19 protein-coding genes are annotated in these 19,164 nt (G+C 38.5%); 12 read left to right on the top strand and 7 right to left on the bottom strand.

All coding sequences use genetic code 11. The features are described 5' to 3' along the window. Positions 1-23: 23 nt before the first annotated feature. Together ACR1PO_RS13190 and ACR1PO_RS13195 are read left to right on the top strand one after the other, a co-directional pair. Positions 24-830: a helix-turn-helix domain-containing protein gene (locus tag ACR1PO_RS13190; protein WP_433987049.1), complete on the top strand. Its 807-nt coding sequence runs from the start codon at positions 24-26 to the stop codon at positions 828-830. A 216-nt stretch (positions 831-1,046) separates the two neighbouring features. Further along, positions 1,047-1,451 (top strand): helix-turn-helix domain-containing protein, encoded by a 405-nt coding sequence (locus ACR1PO_RS13195; RefSeq protein WP_433987050.1) that lies wholly within the window; start codon positions 1,047-1,049, stop codon positions 1,449-1,451. Between the two features lie 217 nt (positions 1,452-1,668). On the opposite strand, the gene ACR1PO_RS13200 is transcribed toward ACR1PO_RS13195, so the two are convergent. Further along, the gene (locus ACR1PO_RS13200) at positions 1,669-2,835 is read right to left on the bottom strand and encodes a THUMP domain-containing class I SAM-dependent RNA methyltransferase (protein ID WP_433987051.1); all 1,167 of its coding nucleotides are present in this window, start codon (positions 2,833-2,835) and stop codon (positions 1,669-1,671) included. A gap of 137 nt (positions 2,836-2,972) precedes the next feature. On the opposite strand from ACR1PO_RS13200, the gene ACR1PO_RS13205 reads away from it, so the two are divergent. Continuing rightward, positions 2,973-3,698, top strand: a complete 726-nt coding sequence (locus tag ACR1PO_RS13205) for a class I SAM-dependent DNA methyltransferase (protein ID WP_332389117.1) — start codon at positions 2,973-2,975, stop codon at positions 3,696-3,698. Further along, entirely contained in the window at positions 3,698-4,426 is a 729-nt protein-coding gene (locus ACR1PO_RS13210; RefSeq protein ID WP_332389116.1) for a ZIP family metal transporter, read from the top strand. Before ACR1PO_RS13205 ends, ACR1PO_RS13210 begins: the two co-directional genes overlap by 1 nt. A gap of 55 nt (positions 4,427-4,481) precedes the next feature. On the opposite strand, the gene ACR1PO_RS13215 is transcribed toward ACR1PO_RS13210, so the two are convergent. Continuing rightward, positions 4,482-5,867, bottom strand: coding sequence for an OmpP1/FadL family transporter (locus ACR1PO_RS13215; protein ID WP_332389115.1), 1,386 nt, complete (start codon positions 5,865-5,867; stop codon positions 4,482-4,484). A gap of 54 nt (positions 5,868-5,921) precedes the next feature. Beyond that, positions 5,922-7,019, bottom strand: coding sequence for a prolyl-tRNA synthetase (locus tag ACR1PO_RS13220; protein WP_332389114.1), 1,098 nt, complete (start codon positions 7,017-7,019; stop codon positions 5,922-5,924). Positions 7,020-7,163: 144 nt separating this feature from the next. Here ACR1PO_RS13220 and proS point away from each other — a divergent pair, with 144 nt between their 5' ends. From proS to dnaJ, 5 genes are all read left to right on the top strand, one after another. Then, on the top strand, positions 7,164-8,639 hold the full coding sequence (gene proS, locus ACR1PO_RS13225; protein ID WP_433987052.1) for a proline--tRNA ligase: 1,476 nt from the start codon (positions 7,164-7,166) through the stop codon (positions 8,637-8,639). 120 nt (positions 8,640-8,759) lie between these two features. Then, the gene (locus ACR1PO_RS13230) at positions 8,760-10,091 is read left to right on the top strand and encodes an OmpA family protein (protein ID WP_332389112.1); all 1,332 of its coding nucleotides are present in this window, start codon (positions 8,760-8,762) and stop codon (positions 10,089-10,091) included. A gap of 113 nt (positions 10,092-10,204) precedes the next feature. Further along, the gene (locus tag ACR1PO_RS13235) at positions 10,205-11,539 is read left to right on the top strand and encodes an Nramp family divalent metal transporter (RefSeq protein WP_332389111.1); all 1,335 of its coding nucleotides are present in this window, start codon (positions 10,205-10,207) and stop codon (positions 11,537-11,539) included. A 204-nt stretch (positions 11,540-11,743) separates the two neighbouring features. Beyond that, positions 11,744-12,283, top strand: coding sequence for a nucleotide exchange factor GrpE (locus tag ACR1PO_RS13240; RefSeq protein ID WP_374464683.1), 540 nt, complete (start codon positions 11,744-11,746; stop codon positions 12,281-12,283). A gap of 101 nt (positions 12,284-12,384) precedes the next feature. Then, on the top strand, positions 12,385-13,500 hold the full coding sequence (gene dnaJ / locus ACR1PO_RS13245) for a molecular chaperone DnaJ (protein WP_433987053.1): 1,116 nt from the start codon (positions 12,385-12,387) through the stop codon (positions 13,498-13,500). 145 nt (positions 13,501-13,645) lie between these two features. Here dnaJ and ACR1PO_RS13250 read toward each other — a convergent pair whose 3' ends face one another. Then, positions 13,646-14,527: a DUF808 domain-containing protein gene (locus ACR1PO_RS13250; RefSeq protein WP_332389110.1), complete on the bottom strand. Its 882-nt coding sequence runs from the start codon at positions 14,525-14,527 to the stop codon at positions 13,646-13,648. Between the two features lie 155 nt (positions 14,528-14,682). On the opposite strand from ACR1PO_RS13250, the gene ACR1PO_RS13255 reads away from it, so the two are divergent. Next, a complete protein-coding gene (locus tag ACR1PO_RS13255) occupies positions 14,683-15,180 on the top strand; it encodes a tetratricopeptide repeat protein (protein ID WP_433987054.1) in 498 nt (165 codons plus the stop codon). Between the two features lie 20 nt (positions 15,181-15,200). Next, on the top strand, positions 15,201-16,070 hold the full coding sequence (locus tag ACR1PO_RS13260; RefSeq protein ID WP_433987055.1) for an alpha/beta hydrolase: 870 nt from the start codon (positions 15,201-15,203) through the stop codon (positions 16,068-16,070). A gap of 258 nt (positions 16,071-16,328) precedes the next feature. On the opposite strand, the gene ACR1PO_RS13265 is transcribed toward ACR1PO_RS13260, so the two are convergent. Both ACR1PO_RS13265 and prfB read right to left on the bottom strand, forming a co-directional pair. Then, the gene (locus ACR1PO_RS13265; RefSeq protein WP_433987056.1) at positions 16,329-17,024 is read right to left on the bottom strand and encodes a DedA family protein; all 696 of its coding nucleotides are present in this window, start codon (positions 17,022-17,024) and stop codon (positions 16,329-16,331) included. Positions 17,025-17,110: 86 nt separating this feature from the next. Next, on the bottom strand, positions 17,111-18,223 hold the full coding sequence (prfB, locus tag ACR1PO_RS13270; protein ID WP_131438467.1) for a peptide chain release factor 2: 1,113 nt from the start codon (positions 18,221-18,223) through the stop codon (positions 17,111-17,113). 166 nt (positions 18,224-18,389) lie between these two features. Here prfB and ACR1PO_RS13275 point away from each other — a divergent pair, with 166 nt between their 5' ends. Continuing rightward, positions 18,390-18,662 (top strand): hypothetical protein, encoded by a 273-nt coding sequence (locus tag ACR1PO_RS13275; RefSeq protein WP_433987057.1) that lies wholly within the window; start codon positions 18,390-18,392, stop codon positions 18,660-18,662. A 1-nt stretch (position 18,663) separates the two neighbouring features. Here ACR1PO_RS13275 and ACR1PO_RS13280 read toward each other — a convergent pair whose 3' ends face one another. Further along, the gene (locus ACR1PO_RS13280; RefSeq protein WP_433987058.1) at positions 18,664-19,155 is read right to left on the bottom strand and encodes a hypothetical protein; all 492 of its coding nucleotides are present in this window, start codon (positions 19,153-19,155) and stop codon (positions 18,664-18,666) included. Positions 19,156-19,164: the final 9 nt, after the last annotated feature.

Below are 19,164 nucleotides of genomic sequence, written 5' to 3' on the forward strand. Positions count from 1 at the left end.
TTTGTAATATTAAACTTTTGACAATGGATTTCCAGATACAATACCTCACACCGGATATCAAGCTTTCCAGTTATGATGACAGGCTCTTCAAAACGGAAACGGTTTTTGAATACCATATGTTGGTCTGGTTCATATCAGGAGAAACAAAAATTATCCAGGCAGATAAAACCTATTTATTTAAGACAGGAGATATTTTCCTGATTCCAAGAAATCATCTTGCTACCATTATCAATTATCCGAAAGACGGGCTGCCACATAAGGCTGTAGTGATGCATCTTACGACAGAGCGCCTCAGAGATTTTTACAGTTCTGTTGATCATCAAAAGAAAAACAGCCAGCGGGAATCCAGTATCCACAGTTTCAGCAGCCACCCGCTTCTGAAGAGCTGTCTTACCTCACTTATTCCTTATTTTGAAATTGAAGGGCCGTTTCCTGAAAACATTGCTGATTTAAAGATCACTGAGGCCATCAGTATTTTAAGGGAAATTGATCCGGATATAGATGCTGTACTTGCTGATTTTGATGAGCCGGGAAAAGTGGACCTGATTAATTTTATGGAAAAGAATTATATGTTCAATATGCCTCTGGAACGATTTGGCTATCTGACAGGAAGAAGCTTATCTACGTTCAACCGGGATTTCCGAAAAATTTTTCAGACCACTCCGCAACGGTGGCTTACCCAAAAGCGTCTTGAACTGGCCTACTATCATTTGTCAGAAAAGAATAAAAAACCTTCCGATGTTTTTCTGGAAGTAGGCTTTGAGGACCTGTCGCATTTTTCGCATGCTTTTAAAAAACAGTATGGGTTTGCCCCTTCACTGGCAAGATAAAAAAAGGTTGTACTGACGGGTACAACCTTTTTATTATTCAAATCATAGCATCTGATTTTAGATTCCTACGGAATGGCAATGGAAGTAGAAAAAGCGCTACTCTAACTGTATACAAAAAGCTTCTCAATAATTGAGAAAACTTTTTCCCCTGCAATTTCTGAAAAAAAGGAATATTTTTTCGCGTAATATTTTGCATATTTGTAGAAAATACGGGTCATGCAAAAAGAAAAACTACGCAACGTAAGAAAAAGAAAAGGTATCACACAACAGCAAGTGGCAGATTTCATGGCTACAGATGTATCTAACTACTCCAGAAAGGAAAGTGGTGATGTATCTATAAGAAATGACGAATGGGAAAAAATCGCCCGCTTTCTGGAAGTTCCTGTAGAAGAAATCTATGAAGAAGATGAAGCGAAACTGATCAATAATTTTGAAAATAATACCAATAGTAATAATATTGGAACAGTAAGCAATACAGTAAGCAATAATGAAATTGCAACAGTAAGTGGAAATTATTATTGCAACGTCCCTGAATTTCTTCTGGAAAATCAAAAAGACTATATAGAGCTTCTGAAAAAGGAAAACGAAAGGTTACGGGAAGCCCTTAAGAATAAAGAATAAAAAAACTCAGCAATGTGCTGAGTTTTTTTGTCATTGCTAGCAATGACAAAACCTTATTTCTGCGGTATAGTGTCACCATAATCTTTCTTCTCTAGCGAAAAATTTTTAGCCGCTTCTATCAGAAGTTGAACATGAATCAGAACCAAATAGTTCCAATACATTGACAATTATTTCAAGTCCATCAAAAAAATTCCACGACATTTATTCTCAGAGTTTATTAATTATTACCCTCCAGCTTATGTACTTTCTTCGTTCCTTCATACATTTCGTACTGTAAAAATCTTGTTTCCAGTTTTCCGTTGAAAAGTTTGATTTTTCTGGAAGGACGCAATCCGATTTTCTTCACTGCTTCCAGATCAGAGGAGATCAGCCACGCCAGTGTATTCGGATAATTTGTTTTAAAGGTATCCCCGATCTTTTTATAGAAGTCATCATCATTAATGGAAATTCTCTCATCATATGGTGGATTAAATACCATTAATAACGGGAACAGTTCTTTTTTAGAATCAAAGAAGTTTTGTTTTTTAATCTCAATAACATCTTCCATTTCTGCCGCTTCCACATTCATTCTTGCCGCATTCAGCATTCTTGCATCAATATCGTATCCTACAATTTTCCCGTCAAACTGTCTGATTCTGTTTACTCTGAATTCTTTGATCTTTGCAAACAGATCTGCATCGTAGTTATTCCAGTTCTGGAACCCGAATCTCTTTCTGAAAATCTGTGCCGGAAGATCCATCGCGATCATCGCAGCTTCAATCAGCAATGTTCCCGAACCACACATGGGATCAAGAAAATTTCCCTTTCCGTCCCAGCCTGCCAGCTGAAGCATTCCGCTTGCCAGAACTTCATTGATAGGTGCTTCCCCCTGCTCTCTTCTGTAGCCTCTTTTAAATAAAGGATCTCCGGAAGAATCCATGGAAATCATCACCAGCTCCCGGTCAATATGGAGATGGAATTTAATATCCGGATTTCTCGTTTCCACATTCGGGCGTCTTTTGAATTTTTCCTGGAAATAATCTACAATGGCATCCTTCATTTTCAGAGTGACAAACTGAGAATGTTTGAATGTTTCAGAGTTTACCGTTGCATCAATAGAGAAAGACTGGTCAACATCCATGAAGTTTTCCCACTCAAATCTGAATAACCTGTCATAAAACTGATGCTGATTAAAAGCTTTAAATTCATGAATCGGCACCAATATTTTCAATGCTGTTCTTGCAGAATAATTGATCTTATAAAGAAAACCAAGATCTCCTTCACAATTTACCGCTCTGTTTTTAATTTCAACATTTCTACCCCCTAATTTCTTGATTTCTTCTGCCAGAATCTGCTCCAATCCGAAGAATGTCTTTATCTGTATTTTAATATTTTCTGTATCCATAAGTATGTATTAAAAGATTTAAAGCTTTAATAATTAAAAGATTAACCATCCGATTTCTTCCCCAATTGAATTTTTCAATCTCTTAATGTTGTAAAATACTTTGCTTTTAACCGCACAAATTTAACTATTTTTGCGTTATGGAATGGTTTGAATCTTGGTTTGATACCCCTTATTATCATTTGCTTTACAGCAACAGAGACTATACTGAAGCTGAAAACTTCATTACAAAGCTCACTGCGGATCTCCAGCTTCCGCCTCAGTCGAAAATCATAGATCTTGCCTGCGGTAAGGGAAGACACTCGGTTTTCCTCAACAAATTAGGGTATGATGTTTTGGGATTGGACCTTTCAAGACAAAGTATTGAATCTGACAAACAGTATGAAAATCAAACCCTGCTTTTTGAAGTTCATGATATGAGAAACCCGATTGATGCAGATCCTATGGATGCGGTATTCAATTTATTTACGAGTTTTGGGTATTTTGACAATGAAAACGATGACAAAAAGGTATTTCAGTCGGTTTACAATGTTTTAAAACCGGGAGGATATTTTGTACTGGACTATCTGAATGAGGAATTTGTAAGAAATACTTTGGTTCCTGAAACCACGATTAACCGTGGGGATATTGAATTCAGAATCCTTAAGAAGATCGAAGGCAGGCATATCATCAAAGATATCCGTTTTGAAGCAGACGGTAAACCTTTTCATTTCTTTGAAAAAGTAAAGCTTCACACCTTGGAAGCCATCCACAGTTATGCTTCTGAATGTGGGTTTGAAAGAATTAAAATCTGGGGAGATTATCAGCTGAATGAATTTAAAAAAGAAAATTCCCCGCGATGCATCAATTTATTTAAGAAAAAATAATGACAACAGTATTTTTACTGATTTTAAGTGTCGTAACAGGAGTATTTCTGGGAAAATACTTTGGTAAGAAAGAGAAGCTGGCCAAAAACCTTCTGATATTAAGTGCCGGCTTTCTGATTACGATCTGTCTCAACGAAGTTTTTCCCCAGGTTTATACCTCATCCGGAAGCAGCAACCTTGGGATATTCGTTATCGCAGGAGTACTTCTCCAGATGATTCTGGAGGCTCTTACCAAAGGTTTTGAGCACGGACACTTCCATCATCATAATGAACATAATATTCTTCCCGTTGCTTTAATGGTGGGATTATTCATCCATGCTTTTATTGAAGGAATTCCTTTGGCTAATGAACAGCACGAGATGTCGCCTTACCTTTGGGGAATTGTATTTCACAATCTGCCCATATCATTTATTCTGGGAGCATTTTTATTTAACAGAAAAGGAGAATCAAAAGCTTCCTCATCTTATCCCTCTATTCTCATTGTAGCCTTATTTGCACTGGCTTCTCCCATGGGAATGTTATTGGGGAATTATTTCAATCCGGATCTTCAGCCTTATTTTCTGGCTGTTGTAGGCGGAATTTTCCTGCATATTTCATCCGTTATCATTTTTGAAAGCAATAAAAATCACAATATAGACTGGGTAAAAATCGGGCTGGTTGTTTTAGGAGTTTCACTTGCATTGATGATGCATCTTTTTCACCAGCATCCCACTGCTCATTCTCATTAAAAAAATTAAAAGCTCCGGAATATCCGGAGCTTTTATTATATGGCTTACGTAAAGCTTAGAATTTCCATCCTAATGTAAGGAAGAAATTATTTCTGTTGTTTTTCACATCGCTTACAGCATACGAATCACTTTCAAAGATTTTACTCGAAGAATAATAAGATGAGTCAAAATTATCCCCCATATATCCTCTCATAAAAGGGTTGGTATATTTAGAGGAGATGTTCTGATAAGATGCATCGATGTAGAATGATTTGAAATCATATCCGATACCGAATGAAAGCGTATTTCTGTCACTTAGCATCAGATTGCTGTAAGACTGGTCACCCACAGTACCGGCATCATTAAACCTGCTGATTGTAAGGGCATCAAACGGACTTGACTGGTAAGAATACCCACCTCTCAGTCTGAACTGCTGTACCCGGTACTCAGCTCCTACTCTTACTTCCGAAAGGTTCTTGTAATTATCTTTAAAGAAGTCATTCAATTCTCTTTCTGCACCTCCATATACTTTATAATCAGGTTTTGTAAGGCCAAGGGTATAATCTACGTTTAATGAGAAATTTTTACTTGCTACAAAAGCTGCACTCACAGTTGCTTTAAGCGGTGAAGTAAACTTTCTGTTTTCAGCACCCATATCATCTCCGTAAACAGGATCGTTGTAGAAATAATAATTTCTGTCTATTGTCCAGAATGTAGGCGTCTCAAGGGATGCTCCCACTCTGAAATTAGGGCTTAGCTTTCCGATCACCCCTAAGGAAGCTGAAAAACCTGAAGATCTTTCTGAATAAGGGGTATCCTGCTTACTGAATCCTTCCGTAGAATTATTTGCCAGATTTCGATAAAATAAGCTGTCATACTGGTCCAGTGAAGCATTAAAGAAATTAAAACCTGCTCCTAAATATAAATTATGATTATAATTAGCCCCAACCCCAAAGCTCATCTTTGACAAATTACCATATCTTTCATACATATGGCCTGCCAATGCAGCATCTTTGGTGATATCATCCTTATCAAAAGCATACACGATATTATTATTTCCCGGTGACTGGATTACATTGTCCAGCGTCTGGTTGGAGAAATTAATACCTATATTGATAAACTTCCATCCTGTTTCTGTCATCAGAGGAAAAGCAATGATTCCTCCGGCATTTCCAAGATCACCTTTCGTTTTGCTATAATCTATGGTAGCTCCCGCTAAAGAACTGCTGTTTTTATTTCCTAAAATAGATAAAGTTCCTGAAACCTCTCCTGAAATAGCTACTCCTAAACCTGCAGGGTTCGTAAGCAAAGAATTTGCATCACCACCCAGCGCACCATTAGCTCCAGCCATTGCATTAAACTTAGCTGATCCCACCATAGGAGTACTTGAGTAAACTTCTACAGTATTTCTTATCACAGAAACATCCTGAGCCTGCGCATAAAATGCAGCAGAAATACTCATTAATACTAAAGATTTTTTTAACATTATTTTTTTATAGTTTATTAGTTTGAACAATTATCTGAAGCCTCCTCTGCCGCCGCCACCGGATCTCATTCCGCCGCCGCCAGAAGAACCACCTCTGAAGCCTCCGCCTCCGCCATTGAAACCTCCGCTGGATCTGAAACCTCCGGAATCATTAGATCTGAAGCCTCCGTTATTGTATCTTGGCTGTGGCTGCTGATAATTATAGTTAGGTCTTGTTTGTGGTGCAGAATTACGGAATCCACCATTGGACTGAGTATTTCTGAAACCTCCTGAACTTCCGTTTCTGAAGCCTCCGGAGTTGCCCCTGAAGCCGCCATTTGAGTTAGAGTCTCTGAAACCGCCGTTATTGGTGTTCCTGAATCCGCCATTTCCGTTGCTATTTCTGAATCCTGAGTTAGCTGTATTCGTTCTGTAAACTGCGTTGGCTACCCCTGTATTCTGGAATCCTCCTCCACTGATACCGCTTCTTCTGTAAACAGGTCTGTTGTAATAGCCGCCACCCCAGTAGCCTCCTCCGTATCCCCAATATGGGTTTCCGTAGTACCCGCCCCAGAATGGATCATAATATCCTCCCCAATAAGGAGAGTAGCCCCAGTATGGACTTCCCCATCCGAAAGAGCCTCCCCAGCCCCAGCCGAATGATCCGCCCCATCCCCAGGAAAGGCTTGCACCCCAGCCCCAGCCGCGGTTCCAGCCCCATCCCCAATATGGGCTATAACCACCATACCATCCCCACGGAGATCCCCATCCCCAAGAGTTGTCATAGTAGTTTGTCTGAGAACCTGCATAAAGTCCCCAGTCGGAATCTGTAGCAGTGGTATTCCAATTTGGATTGGTCCCGCTCCAGTCATTATATCTGTTCTCCTGCTCACGGTTATTCGCCTGTGCATTCTGAATTACATTGGAATCCTGATAGTAGTCATAATATTCTCCTACTCTGTTTCCGCTATCATTGATGATAACTCCTTCAGGTAGCGTATCCTTATTGGGGTCGTAATACACCCCGTCTGTCTCGCTATACCCTCCCATCTGAGCACCACAAGACACAAGTAATAATCCGCCTGATATAGCCAGAATCCCTTTGGATCTTAGCAGACCAAGCAAATTTTTATGTATATTTCTTTTCATGATAACGTAAAAATTTTTAATTTAAATTATATTTGCAATCTGTACCAAAAATGTACCAAAATACTGGTAAAAAAATCTATCAAAAATAGATTTTTATTTTTAGATAACAATAATGTACAAAAGTTAAAAAAATTAAAAAAAATAATGGCAAAATTAACCTCAAGAAGCGAAGATTACAGCAAATGGTATAATGAGCTGGTTGTAAAAGCTGATTTAGCTGAAAACTCAGGCGTGCGTGGATGTATGGTGATCAAACCGTATGGCTATGCGATCTGGGAAAAAATGCGTGATGAAATGGATAAGAAATTCAAGGAAACAGGTCACGTTAACGCATACTTCCCGCTTTTTGTGCCCAAGAGCTTGTTTGAGGCAGAGGAAAAGAATGCAGAAGGTTTTGCAAAAGAATGTGCTGTTGTTACCCACTACAGATTAAAGACGGATCCGGATAACCCATCCAAGCTGATTGTGGACCCGGATGCAAAACTGGAAGAAGAACTTATCGTTCGTCCTACTTCAGAAGCTATAATCTGGAACACATACAAAAACTGGATTCAGTCTTACAGAGACCTACCGATATTGATCAACCAATGGGCTAATGTTGTCCGTTGGGAAATGAGAACACGTCTTTTCCTAAGAACTGCTGAATTCTTATGGCAGGAAGGGCACACTGCTCACGCTACAAAAGATGAAGCCGTTGAAGAAGCAGAAAAGATGAATAAGGTATATGCAGATTTTGCAGAAAACTTTATGGCTATTCCTGTTATCCAGGGGTTAAAAACACCTTCTGAGAGATTTGCAGGAGCTGATGAAACTTATTGTATTGAAGCATTAATGCAGGACGGAAAAGCCTTACAGGCCGGAACTTCACACTTCCTGGGTCAGAATTTTGCAAAAGCATTTGATGTAAAATTCACCAACAAAGAAGGAAAAATTGAACATGCATGGGCAACATCATGGGGAACTTCAACCCGTCTGATGGGAGCTTTGATTATGACACACTCTGATGATTTCGGATTGGTACTGCCTCCTACTCTTGCACCAATTCAGGTAGTAATAGTTCCTATTTTCAAAGGGGAAGAGCAATTGGAACAAATCAGCGAAGTGGCTTTGGATATTCAGGCTAAACTGAGAGCAAAAGGAATTTCTGTGAAATTTGACAATGATACTCAGAACAAACCAGGATGGAAATTCGCAGAATACGAACTGAAAGGAGTTCCTGTAAGAATCGCCATGGGACCAAGAGACCTGGAGAACAAATCTGTTGAAATCGCAAGAAGAGATAACCTGACAAAAGAAGTTCGTTCTATTGAAGGACTTGATTCTTATATCGAAGATCTGTTGAAAACTATTCAGCAGGATATTTACAACAAAGCATTTGAATTCAGAAAAAATAATATCACCAGGGTGGATACTTATGAAGAATTCAAGAAAGTTCTGGAAGAGAAAGGAGGATTTATCTATGCTCACTGGGATGGTACTGCTGAGGAAGAGGAACAGATCAAGGAAGAAACAAAGGCAACCATCAGATGTATTCCTTTGGATGATGATATAGAAGAAGGTATTTCACTGATCTCAGGCAAACCGTCTAAAAGACGTGTGTTATTCGCAAAAGCTTATTAATAATTTTAATGATTTTAAAAAAAATCATTAATTTTTAAAGAAATATTCAAAAAAAGGTGACATTTGGACGGATTTTTTGTTTAAATTTATCTCAACATTAATCCAAAAAAATTTATTATTATGTCTTTAAATGTCATTGATTTAATTAAAGGACAATTAGGTCCCGCTTTGGTTTCACAGGCTGCATCGCAGTTTGGAGAAAGTGAATCCGGTATTTCTAAAGCAATTGGCGGATTATTACCTGCTGTAGTAGGAGGATTAGCCAATAATGCAGATAAGCCTGGCGTTGTGGATGCTATTACACAAGCCTCTTCAAGTGGAATTTTGGGAAATTTATTAGGCGGAGCGTCTAATAACCCTATTATTTCGAACTTGCTATCTTCAATATTTGGAGATAAAATAAGCGGACTGGTAAATTCCATAGCCAGTTTTTCAGGAGTGAGTAACACCACTGCAGGTTCTTTATTAAACCTGGTGACCGGAGCTACAGTAGGCACTGTTGGAAAATATGCAGCCGACAATAATCTGGGGGCTTCAGGTATTTCCAGCTTACTGAATGATCAGAAAGGCATTGTTTCTTCTCTGCTGCCTGCAGGTCTTTCTTTGGCATCCTTCGGATTAGGAGCTGAAAATTGGTTTGGACAGGCAAAAGAAACTGTTTCTTCAGTAACCTCTACAGCTAAAGATAACATCGCTGAAAGTGTTGCTACAGCAAGAGAAAATGTTTCAGAAGGAGCTAGAGAAGTAAGAGAAAGATTTGAAAATAACAACAATAATAATCAAGGCGGAGGTTCAATCTGGAAATGGTTGCTTCCGCTTTTATTATTAATAGCTGCTGCTTATTTCTTATGGAAACAGTGTGAGAAAAAGCAGACCACTACAACTACTACCACTACGTCTGATTCAACAGCAGCCGGTTCAGCTACTGATACAGCTGCTGCTACAGGAACAGCAACACCTGCACCGGCAACCGCTAAAACTGATGAAAACATTGACCTTAACGGGGTAATGTTAAAAGGTTACAAAGGCGGAATGGAAGACCAGATGATTTCATTCCTGAAATCCGGAGGTTACAAAAATGCAGCTGATGATTCTGCATTGAAAGATAAGTGGTACGACTTCGATCACGTTAATTTCAAAATGGGAAGTTCTACTGAACTTGAAGCAGGCTCACAAGGACAGCTGGACAACTTAGTGGCTATCCTTAAGGCTTTCCCGGATGCAAAAATCAAAATCGGAGGATACACTGATAAAACAGGAAATGAAGCTTCCAACGTTAAACTTTCCCAGGCAAGAGCTGATTATATCAAATCTGCTTTAGCTAAAGCAGGTGTTGGAGGTCAGGTACTTGGTGCTGAAGGCTACGGAAGTAAATTTGCTAAAGTTGACGCAAAAGCTTCTGATGCCGAAAGAGCTGCTGACAGAAAAATGTCTGTAAGATTTGCCAAATAATCTTTAGACTCAATAAAAATTAAATCCCGGAAAATAGTTTCCGGGATTTTTTTATCTCATGATTTTTCTGTTTACATTTATTTAATTAAATTTGTTAGTCATTTCTAACATTTATGAATTTCAATATAAAAAGCGCCTGGCGAAAAGATAAAACAAATCATTCCTTATCAGAGGTTTATTCATCCATCAAAGTACCTAAAAATGCAACTTTCTGGAGAAAATATCTTGCCTTTGCAGGACCGGGATTAATGATTGCCGTAGGTTATATGGATCCGGGAAACTGGGCAACGGATATTGCAGGAGGAGCTCAGTTTGGGTATACACTTCTTTCAGTGATTCTTATCTCCAATATTTTTGCAATGGTTTTACAGCACTTATCTGTGAAACTCGGAGTTGTTGCCGAAAGAGATCTTGCACAGGCCTGCAGGGACCACTTCAGCCCAACCACCAATTTTATACTCTGGGTATTCTGTGAAATAGCGATTGCAGCCTGCGATCTCGCCGAAGTCATCGGATCTGCGATTGCCTTAAATCTGTTATTTCATATTCCGCTGACCTGGGGTATTGTTATCACAACGGTAGATGTGTTAATTATCCTTTTGCTTCAGGCGAAAGGCTTCCGGTGGATCGAGAGTATTGTAGGCGGGCTTATATTCATTATTCTGGCTTGCTTCATGTACGAAATTGTTATTTCCAAACCTGCGTTTAATGAAATTCTGGGAGGGTTGGTCCCACAAAAAGAAATTATTCAGAATCCTGCTATGCTTTATATTGCGATCGGGATTTTAGGAGCTACGGTAATGCCCCATAACCTGTATCTGCATAGCAGTATTGTACAGACCAGAGATTATGCCCGTGATACAGAAGGGAAAAAAGAAGCCATAAAGTTTGCCACTATCGACAGTACAGTTTCATTGATGCTGGCTTTCTTCATCAATGCAGCAATCCTTATTCTGGCTGCAGCCACATTCCATACAACCGGAAATGAACATGTTGCAGATATTCATGATGCCTATAAAATGCTGACTCCCATTTTAGGAGCTTCAATGGCAAGTATTGCCTTTGCTATTGCTTTGTTGGCATCCGGGCAAAACTCTACGCTGACAGGAACTCTTGCCGGTCAGATCGTGATGGAAGGATTTCTGAATATCAGATTAAAACCATGGCTTCGAAGACTGATCACAAGGCTTATTGCTGTAATTCCTGCACTTATTGTTGCTATACTTTACGGCGAGCAGGGAACGACAGAGTTATTGGTTTTAAGCCAGGTAATTCTATCTATGCAGTTAAGTTTTGCAGTGGTTCCATTGGTAATGTTCACCAATGATAAAGCCAAAATGGGTGAATTTGTCAATAAACCCTTTCTTAAAATCTGTGTTTGGATTATTTCCATCATTATTATTGTTTTAAACCTATATCTGCTCTACCAGACATTTGCCGGAAAATAAAAAATAAAAAATACAGCTATAGTTTTAAATTGGCTATTGGACATTGTTAGGTCAATGGTCAATAGTCAATTTTTATTTCGCAAAGTCAATTCTTAATGCTGGACAATTACAATTCACCATACATCGCTGCTCATTTTTCTGCCTTAATGTCCAGATTTCAGATTTGGCAGGTTCTTTGTCAAACAATCTGTAAATAAATATTGAATTATGGAAAACCAGGATATTAACGAAGAAAGCATCAATAATCAGGAAGAAAACAATGTTCAGAATGACGCAACATCTCAGGACAATGTGACAGCTACTCCTTCTGCGGAAGAACTTTTGGCAGAAGAAAAAGACCGTTACATCAGATTGTATGCTGAATTCGAGAATTATAAAAAGAGAACAAGCAAAGAGAAGATGGAATTCTTCCAGTATGCCAACCAGGAGATGATGGTTTCAATGTTAGGGGTTTTAGATGATTTTGAAAGAGCATTAAAAGAAATCGCTAAAAACGGAAATCCGTCTGATCTGCAGGGTGTAGAACTGATCTATCAGAAATTCAAGAATAAACTTACTGAAAAAGGCTTAAAAACAATGGAAGTAAAGGCTGGTGACAGCTTTGATGTTGATTTCCATGAAGCGATTACCCAAATCCCTGCTCCATCAGAAGATTTGAAAGGAAAGATCGTAGACGTTATTGAAACAGGATACACTTTAAATGATAAAGTAATCCGTTTTGCAAAAGTGGTAACAGGAAATTAAAATTCATAAATGATAAATGGTGAGTGATAATTGATGAATGTTTCACTTATTAGCTTTACAATATCTTTTATCATTTATCAACAATCAATTATAAAATTGTCATGTCAAAAAGAGATTATTACGAAGTTCTTGAGATCAGCAAATCTGCATCAGGCGACGAAATAAAAAAAGCATACCGTAAAATGGCCATTAAATATCACCCGGATAAAAATCCAGGGGATAAAGAGGCTGAAGAAAAATTTAAAGAAGCTGCTGAGGCTTACGAAGTTCTGAGCGACGATCAGAAACGTGCCAGATACGACCAGTTCGGGCATGCCGGAATGGGTGGAAATGGTGGTTTCGGAGGCGGAGGCTTCGGAGGCGGAATGAACATGGAAGATATTTTCAGTCAGTTTGGAGATATTTTCGGAGGCGGTTTCGGAGGTTTTGGTGGTGGCGGTGGCCGTCAGCAGGTAAAAGGTTCTAATTTAAGAATCAGAATCAAGCTGAACCTTGAGGAAATGGTAAACGGAACTCAAAAAACCATTAAGGTAAAAAAGATGAAGATGGCAGAAGGGGCCACTTCAAAAACATGTCCTACCTGTAACGGTTCCGGTGTTCAGATAAAAGTAATGAATACGATGTTTGGCCAGATGCAGACACAGACTACCTGTGGTACATGTCAGGGAATCGGAAAAGTTGCCGATAAAATTCCTGCCGGTGCCAATGCACAGGGTCTTGTTAAGGATGAGGAGGAAATTACAATCAATATTCCTGCAGGGGCAAGAGACGGTATCCAGCTGAATGTAAGAGGAAAAGGAAATGATGCTCCGTTCGGAGGAACTCCAGGGGATTTATTGGTGATCATTGAAGAGGAAATAGATCAAACCATCAAGAGAGAAGGTGATAATCTTCACCAGGAGCTTTACGTTTCATTTGCTGAAGCCGCTTTGGGAACCAAAAAGGAAATCCCTACAGTAGGCGGAAAAGTAAAAATCACTGTTGATCCGGGAACACAGTCCGGAAAGATCTTAAGATTGGCAGGAAAAGGACTTCCAAGTATTGACAGCTATGGTAAAGGAGACATGTTCATCCACATCAATGTATGGACACCACAGAAGCTTACCAAAGAGCAGAAAGACTTCTTTGAAAAGCAGATGTCCAGCGGAGAAATGGTTGCAGAGCCATCCGGAAAGGAAAAAACTTTTTTTGATAAAGTAAAAGATTTATTCAATTAATATAGAAAAAGAGACTTTTTACAAGTCTCTTTTTCTTTGTTCAAAGTTTAGCATCGAAAGGTTTTAAATTATATTTCAGCCACATCATAAAAAATCCTGCACCTTTCCGGTACAGGATTTTTTGGTTATTTAATTCTAATTCTGTTTATTTTTTTGTTGCCAGGGAATAAATTGATTTTCCTAAAGTGAACACTGCTACTGCAGCAATCCCTCCTACAAGACCAAATGTAAACTCTTTCAGCATAGCCGGCCATGTTGGAAGCAATTCATGCAGGTAATGAATATTGTGAGCAAAAATACCGCCTGAAACCAGGATCAGAGCAACAGTTCCCACAATTCCCAGAAGTTTAATAATAACGGGCAATGCTTTTACCAATAAATGTCCGATCTTGGAAAAAAATCCTTTATCATGACTTTTTCTGATCAGGCTGAAACCGGCATCATCCATTCTCACGATCAATGCTACAATTCCATACACCCCAACCGTTGCCAAAAATGATACAAAAGTTACTGTTAAAATCTGTGTAAGGAGCGGGTGTTCCTGCTGAATAACAGTTCCCAATGCAATAATTACAATCTCAATGGAAAGGATAAAATCTGTTCTGATGGCTGAGTTTATTTTCGCTTTTTCAGAGGCTTCGGAATTTTCTTCTTCATCACTTTCTTTAATGACTTCATGTCCTTTTTTGGAACGGTGAAACAGGAATTCTATAATCTTTTCCACTCCTTCAAAGGCAAGATAGATTCCACCTAAAATAAGAATCATTTCAATAGCCGGCTTATAGAGCCAGTTGAGCAGAAAAGCGATGGGAAGAATAATCAGTTTGTTGATAAATGAACCTTTGGTAATAGCCCACAGCACAGGAAGTTCTCTTGAAGAAAGAAAGCCCGTAGCTTTTTCTGCATTTACGGCCAGGTCATCTCCTAAAATTCCCGCTGTCTTTTGTGTAGCAATCTTACTGGTAACCGCTACATCATCCATCAATGCTGCAATATCATCTAAAATTGCAAAAAAGCCTGATGCCATATTTTAATAATTTTTTAATCTTTGTTAAGTTCAGCAAAAATAAATATTTAATTCCGTTTTTGAATTCATAATCTGACAATAATTTTGAAAATTATAAGATCGATTAAACAATGCTTAGCTTTCAATATTTTATATCTTTGTTTAAAATCTATCCGATGGATGAAAACTGGGAAACCCAATTACAAAGTATATGGCTAAAACTTGGAACGATAAGCGATGAAGAGTTTATTCAGCAAATTGAAAATCATGTAGAATTGCTTACCATTAAGGATGATCAGGCTATTGCTGATTTTGAAAGAGCGTGTGCTTTTGACTCCACCGGACATGAAAAGGAAGCAGAGCCTTTGTACAGATCAGCATTGGATCAGGGATTAACCGGCTTACGAAGAAGGAGAGCAAGAATCCAGCTGGCAAGTACCTTAAGAAATAACGGAAAAACAGAGGAAAGCATCCGTATTTTAAGGGAAGAAAAAGCCCGTTATTCTGATGAGCTGAATGATGCGGTAGATTCTTTTTTAGCACTATCCCTTTCTTCAGCGGGAATGTATGAGGAAGCTTTATCACTAACCCTAAAGGCAATTTCACATCATTTACCACGATACAGCCAGTCTCTTTACCGTTATGCAAATGCTGTGTATAAAGAATTGCCATAATATTTCTTTATTTTGATTCTATGAAAAAACTCATTCTCAGGTATCATTTTTTCGTGATGGGATGCATTGGCTTCGTGCTGCAGTCCTGCAATACGAAATTCAGAGTCTGGGTAGGCCCCGGAGGCCAGCAGAAAATCTATAATCTCAAATATGGTGAGCATAAAAGGCAGAAAATGGATGTCTTTCTTCCCAAAGATTATGCTGAAGATACTCCTGTCGTTCTTATCGTTCATGGCGGAGCCTGGAGTTTAGGTAAAAAAGAGCATATGATCCAGATTCAGAAAATGCTTTTTGAAAACAGGATTCCAAGCATCAATATGAATTATAGATTGGTTTCTGCAAAGAAAAAAATCACTTACAAGCAACAGCTTGAGGATATTGGCCAGGTGATTGAAAAATTTAATTCACTCACGGATAAAGCTCAGCTTCAGCCCAATAATTATATCCTTCTGGGGGAGAGTGCCGGCGGACATCTGGCTCTTCTTTACGGATACCAGCATCCCGAACAGATCAAAAAAATCATTTCACTAAGTGGACCAACAGATTTTTTCAGTTCGCAATATCTTAAATCCTTTTATTCAAAATATACCTCTCCTACTATCCAGAAAGTGGTAGGTACCAAATTCGACCGCAAAAATGTTTCTGAAGCCTTTAAGGCAGCCAGCCCTATTGCAAATATTACCAATGTTCCTACACTGTTATTTCAGGGAAACAATGATGTCCTGGTCAATCAGCATCAGGGAATTGCCATGGATTCGGCGCTTACCCGGATGAATGTTCCGCACAAATTTGTCTTTATGAAAGGAGCAGGGCATGCACCAAGGTTCTTCAGTAAAAGAAAAAGAGACAGTATTATTTATCCTAATATCCTGGAATGGATCAAAGAATAAAACTACTGAAGGGACTTTATTTTATTTAACGCAGAGGTTAAAATGATTCCACCGTTCCGTTTTAAGAGCAAAGAGAAGTGACTTTGTCACTGATGAAGCTAACGAATATATCTCCATACACTTAGAAAGAATCAATTTCATTGATTTCTGCCTTTGTGCTCTTAAAAGAATACTCAATACAAATTAATCTTTGCGTTTAAGCAATAAAAAAGCCATCTCATATTGAGACGGCTCTATATTTTTGATTGAATCTAATTCTTATTCAAAGTCCTGATCTTCGTATTTGGATAAATCTTCCTTTTTTCCGAAAACAAACTTGATGATTACCGGAAGTGTAGTTACCAATACAATTACAATAATGATATACTCCAGTTTTTCTTTTAGGTTGATTCCAAACTGTTCCATAAAGAGCTTATCCAGATAATGTCCTGCAAAGATCAGAATGAACGACCATAATACGGCACCAATAATATTATCTCTTAAAAATTCTTTTTTGTCCATCTTCACGATACCGGCTACAATAGGGGTAAATGTTCTTACAACTGGTAAAAACCTTGCCATAATCACTGCCAGCGCTCCGTGTTTTTCAAAGAAATCATGTGCCTGATAAAGATATTTCTTTTTGAAAAGCATTGAATCTGGTCTTTTATACAAAGCTGGTCCAGCCTTTCTTCCGAAATAATATCCCACTTCATTTCCAATAACGGCTGCAAGGGCTACTCCTGAAGCTAATAGTGTAGTATCTAAGAAATCGCTCCCTGTAGAGCCAAAAGTCTCTTTGATAATTTCAACGGCATAAATTCCTGAAACGAATAAAAGTGAATCTCCCGGCAGGAAAAATCCTACAAAAAGCCCTGTTTCAGCAAATACGATAAACAAAATAAGCCAAAACCCTCCCATTTTAATATAAAACTCAGGGTTTAATAAATCCTTCCAGCTATTGAAATCTTCCATAAATATCGATGAACAACAAAAATAGGTCTAAAATGTCTGAAACAAAAATTAATTATAAGATTTTAACTAAAATTCAAACATGATTTTTATAAGTCGAGGTCATCATCGGAAACTGCCGTCCCATCGGCCATTAAGAATGCTTTCAGGAAAGGAGTGATATTACCGTTCATAACAGCATCCACATCTGACGTTTCATGTCCTGAGCGTACATCTTTTACCAGCTTGTAAGGGTGCATGACGTAATTTCTGATCTGGCTTCCCCACTCGATCTTCATTTTGTTGGCTTCTATCTCGTTTCTGGCTTTCATACGTTCTTCCAGTTCCATTTCGTAAAGCCTTGAACGTAAGAGCTGCATGGCTTTCTCTTTATTCTGAAGCTGGGAACGGGATTCGGAGTTTTCGATGATAATGCCGGTTGGAGCGTGACGAAGACGTACAGCGGTTTCCACCTTGTTTACGTTCTGCCCTCCGGCTCCGGAAGCTCTCATGGTTTCAAAACTGATATCGGCCGGGTTGATATTGATCTCAATGGTATCATCCACCAAAGGATAAACATACACGGAAACAAAGCTCGTATGACGCTTCGCATTACTGTCAAAAGGTGATATTCTTACCAGTCTGTGAACTCCGTTTTCTCCCTTCAGATATCCGAAAGCATATTCCCCTTCAATTTCAAGGGTTACAGTTTTCACTCCTGCTACATCACCTTCCTGGAAGTTCAGTTCACGGATTTTATACCCCTGCTTTTCTGCCCACATGGTATACATTCTCATCAGCATGGATGCCCAGTCACAACTTTCTGTTCCTCCTGCTCCTGCTGTAATCTGAAGAACGGCAGAAAGCTCATCCCCTTCATTGGAAAGCATATTCTTGAATTCAAGGTCTTCAATTTTTTCCACCAATTGCGGAAATGTTTCATCCAGTTCTTTTTCAGAATCCGGATCTTCTTTGGCAAAGTCAGCCAATACCTGCAGATCTTCAAACTGTGTCTGAATCTCATCATAGCTTTCTACCCATTTTTTCTTGGAACGAAGCTGTTTTAAAAATGCTTCAGCCGTTTTTGGATTGTCCCAAAATTCCGGAGCCGCAGTTTTTTCATCATCATTGGCTATTTCAATCTTCTTTTTCTCAATCTGAAGATACCTGTGTAAATCTTCAATTCTGGATTGAACTTCTTTTATCTGGTCGTTGTTAATCACGAATGTTTCTTTTTTGCAAAAATAAGGAATTCTTTTAGAGTGGAGAGAGGCGGGTTAAAGTTTTGGATCCGAAGTTCGGGTTCCGGGATGGAGTTAAAGGTCTGAATTTGAAATTTAAAGACGACAAAATATTTTTCCTTTATATTTATACTTTAAAACAGGTTAAATGGATATCAATGATTGGATTAATCAGCGTAAGGGAAATTTTGCTCAGTTAAAAAAGCTTATTATTTCAATGAATATAATGCCTGGTCTTTCTAAAAACAGTTTTGACCACTTAACAGAAAAGCTTCTTCAACAACTGGAAAAAGGAGCTGATCAGGAAAAGCTGGAAAATATTATAGAAACCGAGTTGGGAGTCACTTACGGTCTTTACAGGTCTGAGTTTATTGCTGAAGACATTGCAAAACCTATTTTAAAGTGGTGGGAAAACAGCTAAATCACTCATTGATAATTTCAGCTTCAAAACTTCTTCTAAGATATTCTTTTGCTTGTTTACTTTCCGATTTGAACCCTGCCATAGTTAAAGCGTAGACAAACAGGAGCATGCCTAAAGGAAGAAAAAGCTCTACCGCTATTTCTTTTTCTCTTATAGCTCTTAGAGAAACACCTATGAAGAAAATCAGGGCAAATGAGCACCAGACTATTAAAAAAAAGAAGACAAATGCATGTAGCGACATGGTTACCTGTATCTGGGTTCCGTTATTTTCATTTTGAATTCTACCGTTTATCTGGGGAAGAAAAGAATTTCTATACTGAATAACTCTGCTTATTTCAAAGCTATTATTATTCACAGATCCTTCATAGTCTTTTATATAATTCTTTCCCAAACCAAATTTTTTAGGTTCTACAAAACCGGAAAGTCTTGTTAAAACTTCCTGTTCAGACAAGTTTGTTTTGTAAGTAATACGTTCAAATGGTAAGTATTTCATGAGTATCAA

Source organism: Chryseobacterium amylolyticum, assembly GCF_051011775.1.
GTDB lineage: Bacteria > Bacteroidota > Bacteroidia > Flavobacteriales > Weeksellaceae > Chryseobacterium.